This is a genomic window from Streptomyces sp. NPDC059994, from assembly GCF_042737755.1.
GTDB lineage: Bacteria > Actinomycetota > Actinomycetes > Streptomycetales > Streptomycetaceae > Streptomyces.
Genome location: NZ_JBHWUR010000067.1, coordinates 1 through 17037, shown reverse-complemented (window position 1 = coordinate 17037; position 17037 = coordinate 1). Strand labels below are relative to the sequence as shown.

16 protein-coding genes and 1 tRNA gene are annotated in these 17037 nt (G+C 72.0%); 8 read left to right on the top strand and 9 right to left on the bottom strand.

Annotation, left to right across the window (positions count from 1 at the left end):
• Positions 1-151 precede the first annotated feature (151 nt).
• The gene (locus ACFWA7_RS27205; RefSeq protein ID WP_385825638.1) at positions 152-625 is read left to right on the top strand and encodes a MarR family winged helix-turn-helix transcriptional regulator; all 474 of its coding nucleotides are present in this window, start codon (positions 152-154) and stop codon (positions 623-625) included.
• 363 nt (positions 626-988) lie between these two features.
• Here the strand turns inward: ACFWA7_RS27205 and ACFWA7_RS27200 are convergent, their stop codons facing one another.
• From ACFWA7_RS27200 to ACFWA7_RS27190, 3 genes are all read right to left on the bottom strand, one after another.
• Positions 989-2098 carry a nitric oxide synthase oxygenase gene (locus ACFWA7_RS27200; protein WP_385825652.1) on the bottom strand — a complete coding sequence of 370 codons (1110 nt, stop codon included), beginning with the start codon at positions 2096-2098 and terminating at the stop codon, positions 989-991.
• A gap of 464 nt (positions 2099-2562) precedes the next feature.
• Positions 2563-3474, bottom strand: a complete 912-nt coding sequence (locus ACFWA7_RS27195) for a diacylglycerol/lipid kinase family protein (RefSeq protein WP_385825636.1) — start codon at positions 3472-3474, stop codon at positions 2563-2565.
• A 37-nt stretch (positions 3475-3511) separates the two neighbouring features.
• Positions 3512-3606, bottom strand: a tRNA-Ala gene (locus tag ACFWA7_RS27190).
• 220 nt (positions 3607-3826) lie between these two features.
• Here ACFWA7_RS27190 and ACFWA7_RS27185 point away from each other — a divergent pair.
• From ACFWA7_RS27185 to ACFWA7_RS27175, 3 genes are all read left to right on the top strand, one after another.
• The gene (locus ACFWA7_RS27185; protein WP_385825634.1) at positions 3827-4498 is read left to right on the top strand and encodes a GDSL-type esterase/lipase family protein; all 672 of its coding nucleotides are present in this window, start codon (positions 3827-3829) and stop codon (positions 4496-4498) included.
• A gap of 309 nt (positions 4499-4807) precedes the next feature.
• Complete coding sequence (locus ACFWA7_RS27180; RefSeq protein ID WP_385825632.1) at positions 4808-4945, top strand: hypothetical protein; 138 nt, start codon at positions 4808-4810, stop codon at positions 4943-4945.
• A complete protein-coding gene (locus ACFWA7_RS27175; RefSeq protein WP_385825630.1) occupies positions 4924-5751 on the top strand; it encodes a phosphatidylglycerol lysyltransferase domain-containing protein in 828 nt (275 codons plus the stop codon). Before ACFWA7_RS27180 ends, ACFWA7_RS27175 begins: the two co-directional genes overlap by 22 nt.
• Before the next feature lie 15 nt (positions 5752-5766).
• Here ACFWA7_RS27175 and ACFWA7_RS27170 read toward each other — a convergent pair whose 3' ends face one another.
• From ACFWA7_RS27170 to ACFWA7_RS27160, 3 genes are all read right to left on the bottom strand, one after another.
• Positions 5767-6528, bottom strand: a complete 762-nt coding sequence (locus ACFWA7_RS27170) for a BTAD domain-containing putative transcriptional regulator (protein ID WP_385825628.1) — start codon at positions 6526-6528, stop codon at positions 5767-5769.
• Positions 6529-6757: 229 nt separating this feature from the next.
• Positions 6758-7651 carry a hypothetical protein gene (locus tag ACFWA7_RS27165; RefSeq protein WP_385825625.1) on the bottom strand — a complete coding sequence of 298 codons (894 nt, stop codon included), beginning with the start codon at positions 7649-7651 and terminating at the stop codon, positions 6758-6760.
• Positions 7648-8658, bottom strand: coding sequence for an SPFH domain-containing protein (locus ACFWA7_RS27160; RefSeq protein WP_385546684.1), 1011 nt, complete (start codon positions 8656-8658; stop codon positions 7648-7650). The genes ACFWA7_RS27165 and ACFWA7_RS27160 overlap by 4 nt, the downstream gene beginning before the upstream one ends.
• Before the next feature lie 276 nt (positions 8659-8934).
• On the opposite strand from ACFWA7_RS27160, the gene ACFWA7_RS27155 reads away from it, so the two are divergent.
• The gene (locus ACFWA7_RS27155) at positions 8935-11595 is read left to right on the top strand and encodes a TIM-barrel domain-containing protein (protein WP_385825623.1); all 2661 of its coding nucleotides are present in this window, start codon (positions 8935-8937) and stop codon (positions 11593-11595) included.
• 67 nt (positions 11596-11662) lie between these two features.
• On the opposite strand, the gene ACFWA7_RS27150 is transcribed toward ACFWA7_RS27155, so the two are convergent.
• Positions 11663-12547, bottom strand: a complete 885-nt coding sequence (locus ACFWA7_RS27150) for a DMT family transporter (RefSeq protein WP_385546663.1) — start codon at positions 12545-12547, stop codon at positions 11663-11665.
• A complete protein-coding gene (locus ACFWA7_RS27145; protein WP_385825621.1) occupies positions 12544-13455 on the bottom strand; it encodes a phosphatase PAP2 family protein in 912 nt (303 codons plus the stop codon). The genes ACFWA7_RS27150 and ACFWA7_RS27145 overlap by 4 nt, the downstream gene beginning before the upstream one ends.
• Positions 13456-13622: 167 nt before the next feature.
• Here ACFWA7_RS27145 and ACFWA7_RS27140 point away from each other — a divergent pair, with 167 nt between their 5' ends.
• Positions 13623-14222 carry a TetR/AcrR family transcriptional regulator gene (locus ACFWA7_RS27140; RefSeq protein ID WP_385546657.1) on the top strand — a complete coding sequence of 200 codons (600 nt, stop codon included), beginning with the start codon at positions 13623-13625 and terminating at the stop codon, positions 14220-14222.
• A 33-nt stretch (positions 14223-14255) separates the two neighbouring features.
• Here ACFWA7_RS27140 and ACFWA7_RS27135 read toward each other — a convergent pair whose 3' ends face one another.
• Entirely contained in the window at positions 14256-15035 is a 780-nt protein-coding gene (locus ACFWA7_RS27135; protein ID WP_385546654.1) for a DeoR/GlpR family DNA-binding transcription regulator, read from the bottom strand.
• A gap of 173 nt (positions 15036-15208) precedes the next feature.
• On the opposite strand from ACFWA7_RS27135, the gene ACFWA7_RS27130 reads away from it, so the two are divergent.
• Positions 15209-16093 (top strand): SIS domain-containing protein, encoded by an 885-nt coding sequence (locus ACFWA7_RS27130; protein ID WP_385546651.1) that lies wholly within the window; start codon positions 15209-15211, stop codon positions 16091-16093.
• Between the two features lie 49 nt (positions 16094-16142).
• Positions 16143-17000 carry a ketose-bisphosphate aldolase gene (locus ACFWA7_RS27125; protein WP_385546649.1) on the top strand — a complete coding sequence of 286 codons (858 nt, stop codon included), beginning with the start codon at positions 16143-16145 and terminating at the stop codon, positions 16998-17000.
• Positions 17001-17037 lie beyond the last annotated feature (37 nt).

Genomic DNA, 17037 nt, shown 5'->3' with positions numbered 1-17037 from the left:
GCGCAAAATTGAGCAAGATAGATTGTCTGCTACAGTGACAATCAGGTGCTCTGTTGAACCGGGAGCATGGCCGACCGGTGACTTGGGAGTCAAGGGTCCTGTTACGCGGCCCTCATGATGGACCGTCACCACTGGAGGGTGAACCGAAAAAGTGGTGGCGAAGCGGGAACCGAACAGTGGGACACGGCCGTTGTTCCAGGGGTTGCAAGGCTGGCACGGCTTCCTTCTCCGCAAGGCCGGCCAGCGCTTCACCGAACAGGCCGAGCAGGCCCTGGTCCATCTGAACATCACGCTGCGTCAGTTCGGGGTGCTGAACGTGGTGGACTCCGAGCCCGGGATCAATCAGCGCATGGTCGGACAGACCCTGCGCATCGACCGGACGACCATCGTCGGCCTCGTCGACGACCTGGAGCAGAAGAACCTCCTGGAGCGCCGTCGCGGCGCCGACCGCAGGACCTTCGCGCTCTATCTGACCGACCGCGGCACAGTGTGCTTGCGGGATGCCGGGGACCTGATGGTCAAGATCCACGAATCGTTCCTGCAGCCCCTGTCGGTGGCGGAGCGCGATGTGCTGCGTGAGCTACTGCAACGGCTCGCGGTCGCGGACGATTCGTCGGCCCTTTAGCCGGGGCTCCAGGCCGGCGCGCCAACTCCCGTACGTCAACACTGTTTTGATGATCCGTCAGCCCATTGCTGTCCGTCACTCTTGCGCACCATGCGCAATTACGCCAGTCTGGCAGCGGGCTTGCCGTCCTGCCCGGATGCCCTGCGGACGCCGTCCGCCCGGCCGGGTACGGCGCCCTAAGCGGCACCGCCTCCTGTCGGGGGTCGCGGCGGCTGTATACATCAAGGGGTTCGCGCTCGCGGGGGATGGCCCCGGCAGACGTAAGTACCAGAACATCTCAGATTCCCAGGGGACACCGCGGTACGCCCGCGACCCCGCTCCCGTCTACGTACGCCCCCTCCCCAGGGACTCGGGGAGTGCGCGTCATGACATGCGACGAATCGATTCACCGCGGGCCCGGGCGGCCGCCTCCGGATGGTGCGCGAACCCCGGCCGGAGCTCCACGGCGTCGTAGGTGCGGTGGAACACCTCGGTGGTCGCCCCCGACATCGGCGGCACGATCCACGACCAGTCGGCGGGCACCGAGCGGCCCTTGTGTTCCTCGCGCTCCAAGTGCCGTACGAAGCGCCGGGACTCCGTGTGGTGGTCGGCCATGGTGACCCCGGCCCGGTCGAACGAGTGCAGCACGGCCCGGTTGAGCTCGACCAGAGCGCGGTCCTTCCACAGCGAGCGGTCGTCGGTGGTGTCCAGACCGAGCCGCCGGGCCACGCGCGGCAGCAGGTCGTAGCGGTCGGTGTCGGCGAGGTTGCGGGCGCCGATCTCGGTCCCCATGTACCAGCCGTTGAAGGGCGCGGCCGGATAGTGGATGCCACCGATCTCCAGACACATCCCCGAGATCGCTGGCACGGCGTGCCAGCGCAGACCCCACTCCCGGCTCCACGGGTCGTCGGGGTGGTCGAGCGGTACCTCCAGGACGGCGTCCGGGGGCAGTTCGAAGACGCGCGGCTTGTCGTCGACGCCCTCCACGACCAGCGGCAGCACATCGAACGCGGTACGCGGGCCGCCCGGCCAGCCGAGCCGCAGCGCCAGGTCGGTGAGCCCGGCGTTGCGCGGGTCGCCGAGGATCCGGCCGTCCTGGGCGCGGTAGCCCGCGTACCGGATGAGCTGCTCGTTCCAGATGCGCGGGGCCGGGCGACCGGGCGCGTCCGGGGCGAACACGGTGATCAGGGGCCGGATGCGGCCGCCGTTCGTGGCGTGGACCAGATGCTCGGCGCACGCCTCGGCGATCGGCTCGGCGTCGGTGAGGCCGCGCAGATCGCGCACCCGCAGCGAGCGCCAGTAGAGGCGGCCGATACAGCGGTTGCTGTTGCGCCAGGCCACCCGGGCGCCGAACGTCAGCTCCTCGGTGGTGTGCCGGTACGTGCCCGTGGCGCGGATCTCGTCGCGTATCTCCGCGAGTCGGCGCTCCGGCCTCCCGAGCGCGGGCTCCTCCGCGTGGTGCAGCCGGACGAACTCGGCTGCCTCCCGCCACAGCGCCCCTTCGGCCGGAGTCGGGCCGCCGCTCGCGGGGCGCCTCGCCCTGGCGAGGAATTTCCGTATCACGCGCGTACCTCCGGGCCCAACGACGATCGGTGGGCCCCGATGATGCCCGCGATCCGGACGCGGCGGACGTCCGTTACGGAGCAGTGATGGGCAATGGCGTGTTCGGATCGCGCGATGACCGCTTTCGATCGGGTCGGGGGTGGGTGCGACGGCGGCGCGGGACTGGCTGGGGGAGAGAGCCGGCCGCGCGGGACCGGGAGCACCCCCGTGACCCCCGGTCCCACGCGGCCCCGCTCGGCCCGTCGGCCGGGCCCTGCGCACATGGTGGCAAGGGCCGCATGTGCTCGGCGTCAACCGTCCGCTGGGTCCGCCCTCGCCTGGTGGCTGGCGCGCGGGCTGCCCGAGCCGGATGAGCCGGATGAGCCGGACGAGCCGGACGAGCCGGACGCGGGAGCCTATGGGGCGAGGACCGGCAGCGCGCGCGGGACCACATCCAGCGTGTAGCGGGCCGATCCGGTGTACAGCAGGTCCCCGTCGTGCTCGAAGAAGAGCGGCTCGCCGTCCGTGCGCTCCACCACCACCCGGCGGCCCCGCGCGTACACCATCCCGTCCCGCCCCACATGGCTGCCGTCCCTGGCGAGGCGCACCATGTCCCGCAGCGGCAGTTCGGCGCCCGCCACACAGATGTCGAGCAGCCCGTCGTCCAGCACCGAGCGCGGCAGCGGCATGAACTGTCCGCCCCGCCGACGCCCGCCGCCCACCAGGACCGAGACGGTCGCCCCCGACTGCACGACGACCCCGTCCACGCTCACCCGGCCCCGGTACGGCCGGAAGGCGATCATCGTCCGCGCCACCGCTGTCTGATAGCGCCGCCGGCCCGGTCCCAGCGCGTCCCGCACACTGGTGAGCGCCTGCGCGGCGAGCCCCGACGAGGCGCCGAGCAGGGCCAGTTCACCGGTCTCGGCGATCCGCGCCAGATCGACGCGGCGCACGTGCGGCGCCGACAGGGCGGCCTCCAGGGCGGCGGGCCACGGGCGGTCGGACCAGAGCTCCTGGTAGAAGGAGTTGCCGCGACCGCCGGGCAGGACGAGCAGGGCGGCGCGCGGCTCCTCCCGCCCGGCGAGCAGACCCGTCATGATCTCGTGGGCGGTGCCGTCGCCGCCGACGCACACCAGTACGGCCGGGCCGCCCGGCCCGCCCGCGGTACGGGCGAGCTGCTGGGCATGGCCCGGCCGCTCTGTCACAGCCAGCTCGACGGGCGTACCGGCCCCCGCGATCCGTCGCGCGACCTCGTGAGCCATCTCCCGCGAGTACGTTCCCGCGGCTGGATTGGCCACCACCAGAACGGACTTGGGGGACGGACTCATCGACGGACACCTCGGCGCGCTCGGCGAAGCAGTGCTGTGGCGGAGAGGACAGGATTCGAACCTGCGCGGGCTGCTCGCGCCCGGCCCGGAACACGCCCGGAACCCCCGTTGGACCTCTTCGGGTACCTCTCCCATCGTCGTACGGATGGATCCTCGCGGGGGCCGCTGAGACCCCACTGAGACGACACTGAGACGCGTGTCCTACCCGGCCCGCCACACCATCACGCCGACCGCCCGGTGCGTGGCCCGAACCGCCGGCAGAACAACTGTTTCTGTACCCAGGGCAGTTGACTGCCGGCGCGCCGGTCATTACGACGGCAGCGCGGGGACGAGCGAAAGGCTGGGCTGTGCGATGGAGGACGACGATCCACGCTGTCTGCGCCCGGGCGAGGCCCGGACCCTGCTGGCCGGCCTCGACTGGCGGCGCGCCGTGGTGCTCAGCGGGCAGGAGGGCCGGCTCGCCCGGGGCGCCGTGGTCCCCGGTTACCGGCCCCGGGTCTGGCCCGACCGGGTGGCCCGGGCGCTGCGCGAGGCCCGCCCCGGCCTCGCCTGCCTCCTGGTGCAGGCCCGGCGTGAGCTCGTACTCGCCGAGGTGCGCTCCCGACAGCTGGCCCAGGCGCTCGCCTTCCGGGCCGACCTCGCCCTGATCGCGGGCGGCGGACCCGATGTGCGGGCGCGCCGGTTCGACGCGGATGTGGTGGAGACCGAACTCAGCCGAATTCTGGCCTCGTTGAAGGAGACGGCCTGCCGCCACACCGTGGTGGTCAGCCCCTTCGACTGGTCCGCCTCCGGTCAGGTGACCCCTGCCCAGCGCGACCGGGTGCGGTCCCGCCAGCGTCTCCTCGTGGAGCGGCTGGCGTCAGTGACCCTCCGTCATGGGGCGCTGCACATCGACCTGATGACGCAGCCGGACACCGACCCCGGGACGCTGTGGAGCCCGCAGCAGGGCCGCCTCAACAGCCGGGGCCACGCGCTGGCCGCGGCGGTGGTGGTACGGACGCTGGCGGCCCGCCTAACGCCGTAGGCCTCCGCGCTCACCCGCCGGGGCGGCGGCCCGCCTCGGCGCGGCAGGACCGGTCCCGCGCCCGTTCCCGTGGTCCGGATCGGCTCGGGTGAGCACGGCGGGCGGGGCGAGGCGCGGGACGTGCGGGGCCCTCGGCGCCCTGCCGGTGATCACGCCGGCCCGACCGCCATCTCCCGGTTCGCCCCCTCTCCCGAAGAACACGGGAAAGCGCCACCGCCCGCTGAGAGGACTCTGAGACGGGACTGGGACGCGCGTGTCAGGGAATTGGGGTCCACGGCTGCCACGATGCTCATGACAGGGGGGAATGTCATGAGCATCGGTACCTTCGCCGTTGACGGCGGCGACACGGTTCTCGGGGAATTACGGACCTACGGCGAGAACCCCAGCGCGTTTCTCGTGGTGAGCGAGGAAATGAGTACTTCACCGTGGCGGGCAGACACGGAGTGATCCCCTATCGGGATACCGGCGGCCATCTGCACCAGTCCGCCGGAGTGATCGCTTCCCACGACGGTCAGGAGCCCTTGCTGCGCGCCTTCACGGAATTCGCCGGGGAACGCCGCCGCAGAATAGTGGCCACGCGGCTGCGGCGCCCGGAAGCCGAGCTCTTCTCGCGCTGCGGCTTCACCGTGAACCAGGCGGGCTCGTCCTATTCGGTCTACCTTCCCGAATTCCGCCTTGGCGGCCCGCGCCTGGCGGAACTGCGGCTCGCGGTGTCCCAGGCGTGGCAGGCGGGGGTCGAAGTGGCTGAGAAGGTGGCGTACGAGGACATCGGGGCCGGTCCCGGCGCGGCCGAATCGGCCGACGGGCGGCGGGTGTTCGCGGGCCGGATCGGCAACGAGGTCGTCGCCTCCCTCACCTGTCTGCCGGTGTTCGGCACCCGCCCCGGCTGGCTGCACCACACCGCGCACCGGGTGCCGGGCGCGCCGGAGGGCGCTCTGGAAGCGGTCAACCTGGAGGCGGTACGGGTCTTCGCGGCCGAGGAGGCGCAGTGGCTGCACCTCGGCTTCACCCCGTTCGCCGGACTCTGTGCGCAGTACGAGCTGGGGTCGGCCAGTGTGCTGGCGGCGCGGCTGCTGCGGCTGGCCGCCGAACGCGGCGAGTGGCGGCACGCGGCGGCCGGGCGGCTGGCCTATCAGCGGATCTGGGACCCGCATCTGGTGCAGCCCGGCTATCTGGCGTGGCAGGGCCGGGCGGCCGCCGGGGCGCTGGGCGAGCTGCTGCGGCTCGCCAAGTCGCCCTGGCGGACGCCCTGATGGAGGCTCTGGCGGTCAGAGGGCGACCGGCTCCCTTCGCAGGATGTGCTGGAAGCGGGCGCGCAGCGCGTCCCCGGGCTCCAGGCCGAGACTGTGCGAGAGCCGCTGCCGGGTGCGGTGGTAGGCGTCGAGCGCCTCGGCCTGCCGCCCCGACCGGTACAGCGCGGTGATGAGCTGCTCGCAGAACCGTTCGCGCAGCGGGTACTGGGCGTGCAGCTGCTGGAGCTCGGTGATCACCTCGCGGTGCCTGCCGAGGTCGAGCTCGGCGTCGAAGAGGTGCTCGTACGCCATCAGCCGCACCTCGGTGAGCCGGGTGTAGGCGAGCCGGCTGATCATGCCCTGGCCGGTGTCGAGGAGCGCGGGCCCGCGCCACAGGGCGAGGGCCTCGGTGAGCAGCCGGACCACGCGCTCCGGCGACGCCCGGCGCGCGGCGGTTGCCTGTCGCACCAGGGCGGTGAACAGCGAGGCGTCGACGTCCCGTTCGGGCAGCGACAGCGCATAGCCGAAGCCGGACGTCTGGATGAGTCCGCGCAGCCCGTCGCGCCCCGTACGGGACTCGATGATGCGGCGCAGCCGGGCGACATGTCCCTGGAGCGAGTTCTCGGCGTTGCGCGGGAGTTCCTCTCCCCACAGCTCGTCGATGAGATCGTGGCGTGAGACGGGCCGGTTGGGCGACAGGGCCAGTGCGGCCACGATCGCCCTGAGCTTCTCGCCGGGAATCCGGAAGGTGAGATGGCCGTCGGTGATTTCCAAAGATCCGAGCAGGCGAACTTTCAACGTGCTTCCCCCGTGCTTCGTGCTGAATCCTATGACTCCGCCGACGCCTTGAAGGGATCTTCCGGCAGCGCCGGTGAATTGGATGATCTCCGCTCGAAGAGCGGGATCTTACCCCGTAACGAACATGGATGAAGAGTATTTGTCGCTTCTGACACGGTCAACGCAATGGAAAGTCGAGTGCCCCACTGTGAGGGGGCTCACGCGGGAGCGTGCCCACCGCCCAGGCGGATCAGCCTACGAGCCGGAGTGCGGTGTCCGACCGTCCCACGCTCACCGTCTGACCCCACGTCAACTCCAGTGCGTCCGACTCGATTCCGTCACCGAAGGCGACAAGGCGGTCCGACTCGACGGTGAGGCGCAGCCGCTCACTGCTCTCAAGTACCCCTTCCACCAGGCTCGTTCCGGTCGTGGGTGAGGGCCACGCCTCCCGTACGAACCAGATGAGCCGGGGATCGGCGGGGCCCGGCAGTGCGAGGTGGCTGCCGCGCTGCTGCCACAGCGAGCGCAGCCAGCCCGTGGACCCGGTGCCGGTGCCCACAAGGAGGCCGGAGGAGGCCTGGGGCTCCGGGGCGGCGGCCGGGTCGTCGGGACCCAGCCGGTAGCGGGCGGTCTGGTGGCCCGGCGGCCCCAGATAGATCTCGTTCAGCGCGAGCAGCCGCTGGGTGTCGTCCGCGACCGCCTCCACCATGGTCAGCTCATCGGCCCGGGTCGCGGCGGCGCTCGGCAGCAACTTTGCGGCGTCGGACGGGCGGTGGCGCACCAGCACGCCCGGGTTGCGGCCCGGATCGGTGTCGATGCCGACCACGGGCTGGCCCGAGAGGTACTTGGCCGCGTTGGCGACCAGCCCGTCCTGCCCGACCACCACGACCACGTCCTCCGGTGCGAACAGGAACCGGTCCAGATCGGCGCGCTCGACCCGCGACTGGCGCCACTGGAGCGGCACGGCCGCCGCCACCTCGGCGAGCGCCCGCCGGGTGCGGTGGTGGCGCTCGGCCACCTCGTCCAGGGAGCGCCCGCGCGAGGCGAGGAAGAACGCGGCCTGGCCGTGGGTGCCGTGCCGGGCCAGCAACTCCTCGTACTCCGTGGTGCGGTGGACGAGCACCGCGCGCGGCGCGAGGCTCACCGCTCCTCCCCGGCCGGGCGGGCCAGCTTGGCGAGCAGTCCGGTGAGCACGTCGGGGGAGAGGGTCAGGCTGTCGATCCGGGGCAGGTTCTCGGCCAGCCGGGTCGCGGTGAGCGCGTGGAGCGTCGCCGTGTCGGCGTCGGCGTGGACCCGCAGCCAGGCGGCCTGCGCCTGGGCGCGGGCCTCGCCGGTCGTGCGGGCCGCCTCGGCCTCGGCCCGGGCGAGCCGGACCGTACGGGCGGCCTCGGCCTCGGCACGCACACCGTCGGCGGCCGCGTTCTCCTCGGCCTCGCGGCGGGCGTTGGTGCCGCGCTGCTCGACCAACCGCTCCTCCCTGCGGGCGAGTTCGATCCTGCTGGCGAGCTCGTTCTCGGCGATGGTGCGCTCGCGCTCGACGGCCACCGCCCGGCGCTCGTACGTCGCCCGGTCGGCCTCCTGCTGGATCTGCTCGCGGGCCGGGGTGCGCAGCGCCCGCTCCACCTCCGGCTCGGGGCGGATGGCGACCACCCGGACCGCCACCACCTCGATGCCGGTGGCGGGCAGCCGGGGCTCGGCCGCGAGGCCGTCCGAGATCCGCTCGCGCACCGAGGCCACCCCGTCGACGAGGGCCGCCGCGAGCGGGGTGCGGGCGAGCACGTCGAGCGCGTGCTGCTGGGCGGTCTCGGTGAGCAGCGTGGACAGCTGCTCCAGCGGGGCGCCGCGCCAGACGCCGCTGTCCGGGTCGATCGAGAAGTCGAGCCGGGCGGCCGCGACGGCCGGGTCGCTGATCCGGTACGTGACGGTGGCCTGCACGGTGACGTCCTGGAAGTCGGACGTCCGGGCGTGGAAGGCCATGGCCAACTCCCGGTCGTCGACCGGCACTTCGGAGAGCGCGGCGGTCAGCGGCCGGAACCAGAAGCTGAGCCCTGGCCCGTCGTGGACGAGCCGGCCGCGCTTGTGGTGGCGGATGTGCGCGGTGGGCGCGGAGCGCAGATGGCGCCGGCCAAGTCGGCGGTCGATGTCGGCCATGGTGGGACCCCCTTGTGTGCCGTCCTCTGTTTTCGTCATGACGACGATATGGGGTCTTCTCGATATCGTCAAGGTGACGAAAGGATCCTCCCGGGGGCCACGGTTTTACCCGTCCGGTATCCGCGAAGCCGTTGACATGTACCGGCCGCGTCATGAATCTTAATGCTCGAAACTCCATGGTTCCAAGCATGAACGCGCATGCACTGCACCCTCGTTGTTCGGAAGTGGCTTCGGAATCAGCTTCGGAAGCAGCTCGGTACGAACGGAGAACACTCCTTGCGGAATCTTCGACACCGCCGGGGGAGAGTGGCCGCCGCCGTGCTCGCGGCGGCCGCGCTCACCCTCACCGCGCTCACGGTCCCGGCCGCCCCGGCGGCCCACGCCACCCCACCCGCAGGCACCCTCGACGGCGCCTCCAAGAGCGTCACCTGGCAGAGCCCGGTCTACCCCAAGGGCACGGTCGGCTCGCCCGACAAGTGCGGCACGCCCGCCGAGGACCCGGGCAACGCCGTCTGCGCCCGCTTCGACCTGACGGTGAACCCGCCGGCCGGCGAGTGGGACGACAACCCCGAGGGCGGGGTCCCCGTCTCCATCCAGTGGGAGAAGCCCACCGACGACTTCGACCTCTACATCTACGACTCGGCGGGCAAGAAGGTCGCCGAGAGCGCCGGGACCGCCGACCCCGAGGCCACCGTCATCCCCAAGGCATCGGGCACGTATCACGTGGTCGTCGTCCCGTACGACGTGCACGACAACTCCTTCGCGGGCAAGGCCTATCTGCCCGAGGCGAGCGACGCCGGGAACCTCACCGGTTTCACCGGCGGCCACGGTGCGTACGAGATCGCGGCGGGCGCGCTCAAGGCCCGCGCCGAGTTCTTCGAGGACGACACCCTGCGGCTGCAGGCGTCACCCGACGGCGTCCTCGCGGACCCGCCGGGCAGCCGCATGATCCAGCGGCAGCCGAAGCCGCGGCGGGCGACCAGCTCCTTCGACGCGGGCGCCTATTACGGGATCCGCGCCAAGGACACCGTCCTGCGCGTCTACAAGAAGCCCCTGCGGTTCGGGCTCTACAAGGCCGACAACCGCACCGCGATCTGGCAGGAGGCCGACCCGCTCCGCTGGACCACCGGCGGTCTGCGCCAGAGCCTGACGCGCGGCGCCACCGAGCAGTTCTTCGGCGGCGGCGAGCAGAACGGCAGCTTCTCGCACCGCGACCAGATCAGACACGTGGGCAACAACACCAACTGGAACGAGGGCGGCTACAACAACTCCCAGCCGTTCTACGTCTCCTCGGCCGGCTACGGCGTCTTCCGCAACACCTTCGCGCCCGGCGTCTACGACTTCGGCCCCCACGTCCGCACCGGCCAGCAGGAACGGCGCCTGGACGCCTACTACTTCACCGGTGATGTGAAGTCCGTGATCGGCAAGTACACCTCGCTGGTGGGCAAGCCGTTCATGCCGCCGGTGTACGGGCTCGAACCCGGCGACTCCGACTGCTATCTGCACAACGCCAACCGGGGCGAGCGGCACACCCTGGACGCGCTCAAGGTCGCCGACGGCTATGTGCAGAACCAGATGCCGCTCGGCTGGATGCTCGTCAACGACGGCTACGGCTGCGGCCACGAGAACCTCGCCGAGACCGGCCAGGGTCTCCACGCGCGGGGCGCCCAGCTGGGCCTGTGGACCCAGGACGGCCTCGACAAGCTCGCCGAGCAGGTCAAGGCGGGCCAGCGGGTCGCCAAGCTCGACGTCGCCTGGGTCGGCAACGGCTACGGCTTCGCCCTCAACGCCTGCGACCAGGCGAAGGCCGGCATCGAGGACAACAGCGACGCCCGCGGCTTCGTCTGGCTGCCGGTCTCCTGGGCGGGCGCCCAGCGCTGCGGCGTCCTGTGGAGCGGCGACCAGAAGCTGAGCTGGGACTACATCCGCTGGCAGATCCCCACCTACGCGGGCGCCACGCTCTCCGGTATCGCCTACAACACCGGTGACGTGGGCAGCATCTTCGCCCACGACCCGAAGATGTACGCCCGCGACCTCCAGTGGAAGGCGTTCCTGCCCGCGATCATGACCATGGACGGCTGGTCGAGCGACCTCACCACGCACAAGCCGCACGACCAGCAGCCGTGGCTGGACGGCGAGCCGTACACCTCCATCAACCGCAGGTACCTCCAGCTGAAGGAGCGGCTCATCCCGTACATGTACGGGCTCTCCAAGGAGGCGACGAAGACCGGCGTCGGCGCGGTCCGGCCGCTCTCCCTGGAGTACCCGGACGATCCCGGCACCCTGGGCCCGAACGCCAAGTACGAGTTCCTGGCGGGCCCGGACTTCCTGGTCGCCCCCGTCTACAGCGACACGGAGGTACGCGACGGCATCTATCTGCCCAAGGGCACCTGGACGGACTACTGGACCGGCAGGACCTACCAGGGCCCGACCACGATCAACGGCTACAAGGCGCCGCTCGACACGCTCCCGCTGTTCGTCAAGGGCGGCTCGATCGTCCCGATGTGGCCCAAGGGCACGCTGTCCTGGCAGACCCGGGACAAGGGCGAACTCGACTACGACGTCTACCCGCAGGCGGGGAAGTCCGCGTACACGCTGTACGAGGACGACGGCGTGACCCGGCAGTTCGCCCAGGGCTCCTCGGCCACGCAGAAGGTCCAGGTGCGCTCGACGGGCCGCGGCTCGGTCATCGAGGTCGGCCCCAGCGTGGGGAGTTACACGGGCAAGCCCGCCGCTCGCGCGTACCGCTTCACCGTGCACGCCGAGGCGGCGCCCGGCGCCGTCGCGGTCGGCGGCCACCGGCTGCACCGCTACGGCTCCGCGCAGGAGCTGGCGGCGGCGGGGCCGGGGTGGTTCTACGACGCCAGGACCGGTGTGACGGAGGTGAAGACCGCCTCGGTCCCGACCGCGAACGGCTTCACGGTCACGCTCGGCTGAGACCCGGCCGTACGCCAGGGGCCGCACCGGAATCCTCCGGTGCGGCCCTTGTGTGTGGGACTCGGCCTCAGACCGGCACGTGGACCGGTTCCGGGGTGCGCGGGGCCGGGACCTGCACCGGCTCCGCGCCGGTCAGCATGAGTACACCCCGCGCGGCGACCACTGCCGCGGCTGCCGCCGTGAGCCAGCCGAGCGGCCCGCCGTGGAACCGCTCACCGAGCAGCGCCACGCCGATCACGGAGGCCGCCGCCGGGTTGGCGAGGTTCACCACGGCGAGCGGCGCGGCGAGCCCGCCACGGAACGCGGTCTGCGAGAGCAGCAGCCCGCCCACCGCGAACGCCGCCACCAGTGCGGCGAGCAGGGTCGTCTGCCACCAGGCCATCGGCCCGCCCGGCAGTTCGCGGGCGAGCGAGGCGGTGACGGTCTGGGTGAGCGCGGAGGCCACGCCCGAGGCGACGCCGGAGGCGGTGGCGTGGCCCAGCCCGACGCGGCCCGAGCCGGATCCGGCGCGGGCGGCCACCGCGATCAGGAGCGCGGTGGCAGCCGCGACGGCGAGCCCCTCGCGCAGGCTCAGCGCGTCGCCGGGCGTCGAGGGCCCGGTCACCGAGATCAGGCCGGTCAGCCCCGCGAGCGTCCAGGCGGCGCCGCGCCATTCGCGCCGGGTGACCCGGCGCCGCTGGTAGTACGCGCCGATCGGCAGCGCCGCGACGAGGGTGAGCGCGCCCAGTGGCTGGACCAGGGTGAGCGGGCCGTAGTGGAGCGCGGCGACGTGCATCAGCGCGCCTCCCGCGTTGAGCCCGACGGCCCACCACCACTGGGGCCGGGCGAGCAGGGCGGCGAGTCCGCCGCCCCCGTTCGCGCAGGCCAGCCGGGACTGTGCGACGGCGGCGAGGGCGTACCCGGCAGCCGAGACGAGAGAGAGCAGGATGGCGAGAACCGCGGACTCGTTCATCGCAGCGCCTCCGCGAGCCGGGGAGCGTCGGCGCGGTCGTAGGCGCCCGTGCGCCCGGAGGTCAGGGCAGATTCCGGGGCACGGGCGGGTTCGGGGGCCACGGCGGGCTCGGCCGGCCGGGGCGTGGGGGTCCTGCGCACATGCACGGCGACGGTGCGACCGCCGCGTACCTGCTTCGGACGCGGCACGAGGTACAGGGCGGCGCCGAGCAGCGCGGTCGCGACGAGCGCGTCCAGCCAGTAGTGGTTGGCGGTGCCGACGATCACCAGCAGGGTGAGCGCGGGGTGCAGCAGCCACAGCCGGCGCCACCGTCCGCGGGTCGCCGCGATCAGGCCGATCGCCACCATCAGCGCCCACCCGAAGTGCAGCGACGGCATCGCCGCGAACTGGTTGGCCATGGTGTCCGTGTCCGGCGTCGCCGCGTACACCGACGGCCCGTACACCTGCGCGGTGTCCACGAGGCCGGCCGACGCCAGCATCCGGGGCGGCGCCAGCGGCAGCAGGATGTGCAGGGCGAGCGCGGCCGTGGTCACCAGCGCCAGGACCCGGCGGGACCACAGGTAGTGGGCGGGCCTGTGGACGTACAGCCAGACCAGGAAGGCGATCGTGGCGGGGAAGTGCACGGTCGCGTAGAAGGTGTTGGCGACGTGGATCACTGTCTCGTTGTGGAGCAGGAGCCGCTGCACCGCGCCCTCGCCGGGCAGCTGGAGCGCGCGCTCCCAGTCCCAGACGCGGTCGGCGTTGTGGAGGGCGCGCGTCTCGTGGCCGTTCGCCAGCTGCCTGCCGAACTTGTACACGACGAAGAGCGCGGTCACGAGCAGCAGCTCGCGCACCAGGGGCGGCCGGGAGGTACCGGTCGTCTCCGGTCCGGTGGGACGCCGGGTCCCTGGACGTATACCGGCAGCCATTCTCCGGCCCCTCTGAGCAAGAAATCGAGCAGAAATCGACAAGCGAACGTAGGAAGGCTAGATCGGATTTCATCGAGACGCAAACGTCTCGATACGTTTGCGTCTCGGTTGAGCGGCGCCTACTCTCGTATGTGCAGGAGCACTGCCCCACGCACCGGAGGAACGCGATGTCGACGCAGGCCGCGACGGCCGCCGCACGCCGTAGCAAGATCAGCCCAGAGCGGGAGCTGGAGCTGTACGAGGCGGTGCTCGACCTGTTGCGCGAGGGCGGCTATGACGCCGTGACCATGGAGGGCGTCGCCGCGCGCACCAAGTGCGGCAAGGCCACGCTCTACCGCCAGTGGAAGTCCAAGCCGGTCCTGGTCACGGCGGCGCTCGGGGCGAGCCGCTGCTCGTTCTTCACCGGGATCGACACGGGCACGCTCGCGGGCGACCTGCGCGAGGCGGCGCTGGCCGCGTCCCGCAACAAGGGTCGCGACACCGAGCTGATGGAGGCCGTCGGCCAGGCCTATGTGATGCACCCCGACCTGCGCGAGGCGCTGCGCGAGACCGTCCTGAACCCGGAGATCGCCGCGCTCGACGCGATGGTGCGGCGCGGGGCCGAGCGCGGTGAGGTGGATCCCGGCAACCGCGCGATCGACTTCGTCGCCCCGGCCTTCATGGGTGTCCTGCGCGTCGAACGGCTCTTCGAGGACAGGTTCGCGGAGGCGGACGCCCTGCCGGAGTTCGTGGAAGCGGTGATCCTTCCGGCGCTGGGTATCAGCTGACGCTCAGTCAGTCGCCGCTTCCCGTACGGGAGTTCATACCGCCAGCACCGTCACGCCCGCGTCGGTGAACCGGGCGGCGGTCTCCTCGGACACCGCCGTGTCCGTCACCAGCGTGCCGACCTGATCGGTCGCGCAGATCCGTGCGAACGTCCGCTTGCCCAGCTTGGTGGCGTCGGCGGCGACGATCACCCGCTCGGCCCGCTCGCACAGCAGCCGGTTGATCCCGGCCTCGTCCTCGTCGTGCGCCGAGGCGCCGTGGGTGACGTCGAAGGCGCCGACGCCGAGCACCGCGACGTCCATGGTGATCTGGTTGAGCACGCCCCCGGCCAGTGGCCCGGTGAGCTCGTACGACTGGGGCCGGGCGACCCCGCCGGTCACCACGATCTTGAACTGGGGCCGTACCGCCAGCTCGTTGGCGATGTTGAGCGCATTGGTCACGATCGTCAACGCCGGTGACCCGGAGGCGAGTTCGGGCCGTACGGCGAGGGCCCGTGCCACTTCTGTCGTCGTGGTGCCGCCGGTGAGTCCCACCGCCTCGCCGGGCGCGATCAGATCCGCCACGGCCTTCGCGATGCGCTGCTTCTCCGAGGCCTGCCGGGCCGTCTTGTAGCGCAGCGGCAGCTCGTACGACACCCCGTGCACGACCGCGCCGCCCCGGGTGCGGACCAGCATCTGCTGCTCGGCGAGCTGGTCGAAGTCGCGGCGGATGGTCGCGGCGGACACGCCGAGCGCGGTCGCCGCCTCCTCGACGTCGAGGCGGCCCTGCTCCACGAGCAGTTCGAGAAGCGCCTGCCAGCGGGCGTCGCGCGACATCCGGATCCTCTTCTCTCCCGTGCTCTCCGGCGCATTTCGCCGTGGTCACCGTCGGTGATGACTTTAACCCACCCCAAGATGCTTGATTGTGCTCGAAAGCTAGCTATATTTTGCAGAAACACGCATCCGGACACGGATCCGGGCCACGGATCCAGAGTGAGTGGGAGCCCGGCATGAGCCATGTCGAGAACGAACTCAGCAGCCAGCCCGAGTGCTGGAAGCGCGCCGCCGAGCTGGCGGTGCACCACAAGGACGCCCTTCCCGCGCCGGGCGAGCGGGTCGCCGTCGTCGGCTGCGGCACCTCGCTGTTCATGGCCCAGGCCGCCGCCGCCCTGCGCGAGAGCGCGGGCCAGGGCGAGACCGACGCCTTCGCCGCGTCCGAGTACCCGGCCGGCCGCTCCTACGACCGGGTGGTCGCGCTCACCCGCTCCGGCACCACCACCGAGGTCCTCGAACTCCTCGCCCAGGTGCGCGGCGGCGCCCGCACCACCGCGATCACCGCCGACCCGGAGACCCCGGTGATGCGGGCCGCCGACGACGTCGTGGTCCTGGAGTTCGCGGACGAGGAATCGGTGGTCCAGACCCGCTTCGCCACCACCGCGCTCACCCTGCTCCGCGCCCACCTCGGCCTGCACACCGAGCAGGCGGTCGCCGACGCGCGCACCGCGCTGGCCGAGCCGCTGCCCGAAGGGCTCGTCGGGCGCAGCCAGTTCACGTTCCTGGGCCGCGGCTGGACAGTGGGGCTCGCCCAGGAGGCCGCGCTGAAGATGCGCGAGGCATCGCTGTCCTGGACGGAGGCGTACCCGGCCATGGAGTACCGCCACGGCCCGATCAGCATCTCCACCGGCACCACCGCGACCTGGATGTTCGGCGAGGCCCCGGACGGGCTCGCCGAGCAGGTGCGCGCCACCGGGGCCCAGTGGGTGGCCGGGCACCTCGACCCGCTGGCCGAGCTCGTACGGGCGCAGCGCCTCGCGGTCGCCGTCGCGGCCGCCCGGGGCCTCGACCCGGACCGCCCGCGCCACCTCACCCGCTCGGTGGTCCTCGACGGCTCCTGAAGCACCCGACCGCACAGAGGACAACCGCACAGAGGACAGGGGAAGCACGATGCCACTCGCCCAGACCGGGGCCCTGGTCACCGAGGCCGCCGCCAAGCGCCGTGCCGTGGCCGCCTTCAACATCATCACGCTGGAACACGCCGAGGCCGTCATCGCCGGCGCCGAGGCCGCGCACTCGCCGGTCGTCCTGCAGATCAGTGAGAACGCGGTGAGGTTTCGCTACGGCCGGGTGCTGCCGCTCGCCCGGGCCGCCGTCGCCGCGGCCGAGGCCGCCGCCGTACCGGTGGCGCTCCACCTCGACCACGTCAAGCGCGACGACCTGCTGCGGCAGGCGGCCGACGCCGGATTCAGCTCGGTGATGTACGACGGCGGCCATCTGCCGTACGACCAGAACCTCGCCGCGACGCGTGCCGCCGCTGATTGGGCGCACACCCAGGGCCTGTGGATCGAGGCCGAGCTGGGTGAGGTCGGCGGCAAGAACGGCGAGCCGCCGCTGGACGCGCACGCGCCCGGCGCCCGGACCGACCCCGAGGAGGCGCGCGCCTTCGTCGCCGAGTCGGGCGTCGACGCGCTCGCCGTCGCCATCGGCAACACCCACGCCATGACCACCCGCACGGCCGCGCTCGACCACGGTCTGCTCGCCCGCCTCGACGCCGCGCTCCACGTCCCGCTGGTGCTGCACGGCTCGTCCGGCGTCCCCGACGACGAGCTGGCGGCGGCCGTCGCCGGTGGCATGGCCAAGATCAATATCGGTACGGCGCTGAACATCGCCATGACCGACGCGATCCGCGCGTATCTCGCCGCCAACCCGGAGGCGGTGGACGCCCGCAGCTATCTGACGGTCGGGCGACAGGCGATGGTGCAGGCGGTCACCCGGCTCATCGGGGTGCTGGCCACCGAAGCCTGACGCGCGCGGCGCGGCCGCCGGGCCCCCTTCCCCGGGC

Bases quoted from the DNA above. Each gene is read 5' to 3' on its own strand.
- ACFWA7_RS27135 (WP_385546654.1), bottom strand. From the start codon at position 15,035: ATGTCGCGCGACGCCCGCTGGCAGGCGCTTCTCGAACTGCTCGTGGAG.
- ACFWA7_RS27125 (WP_385546649.1), top strand. From the start codon at position 16,143: ATGCCACTCGCCCAGACCGGGGCCCTGGTCACCGAGGCCGCCGCCAAG.
- ACFWA7_RS27195 (WP_385825636.1), bottom strand. From the start codon at position 3,474: ATGAGTCCGTCCCCCAAGTCCGTTCTGGTGGTGGCCAATCCAGCCGCG.
- ACFWA7_RS27180 (WP_385825632.1), top strand. From the start codon at position 4,808: ATGAGCATCGGTACCTTCGCCGTTGACGGCGGCGACACGGTTCTCGGG.
- ACFWA7_RS27130 (WP_385546651.1), top strand. From the start codon at position 15,209: ATGAGCCATGTCGAGAACGAACTCAGCAGCCAGCCCGAGTGCTGGAAG.
- ACFWA7_RS27150 (WP_385546663.1), bottom strand. From the start codon at position 12,547: ATGAACGAGTCCGCGGTTCTCGCCATCCTGCTCTCTCTCGTCTCGGCT.
- ACFWA7_RS27160 (WP_385546684.1), bottom strand. From the start codon at position 8,658: ATGGCCGACATCGACCGCCGACTTGGCCGGCGCCATCTGCGCTCCGCG.
- ACFWA7_RS27185 (WP_385825634.1), top strand. From the start codon at position 3,827: ATGGAGGACGACGATCCACGCTGTCTGCGCCCGGGCGAGGCCCGGACC.
- ACFWA7_RS27140 (WP_385546657.1), top strand. From the start codon at position 13,623: ATGTCGACGCAGGCCGCGACGGCCGCCGCACGCCGTAGCAAGATCAGC.
- ACFWA7_RS27145 (WP_385825621.1), bottom strand. From the start codon at position 13,455: ATGGCTGCCGGTATACGTCCAGGGACCCGGCGTCCCACCGGACCGGAG.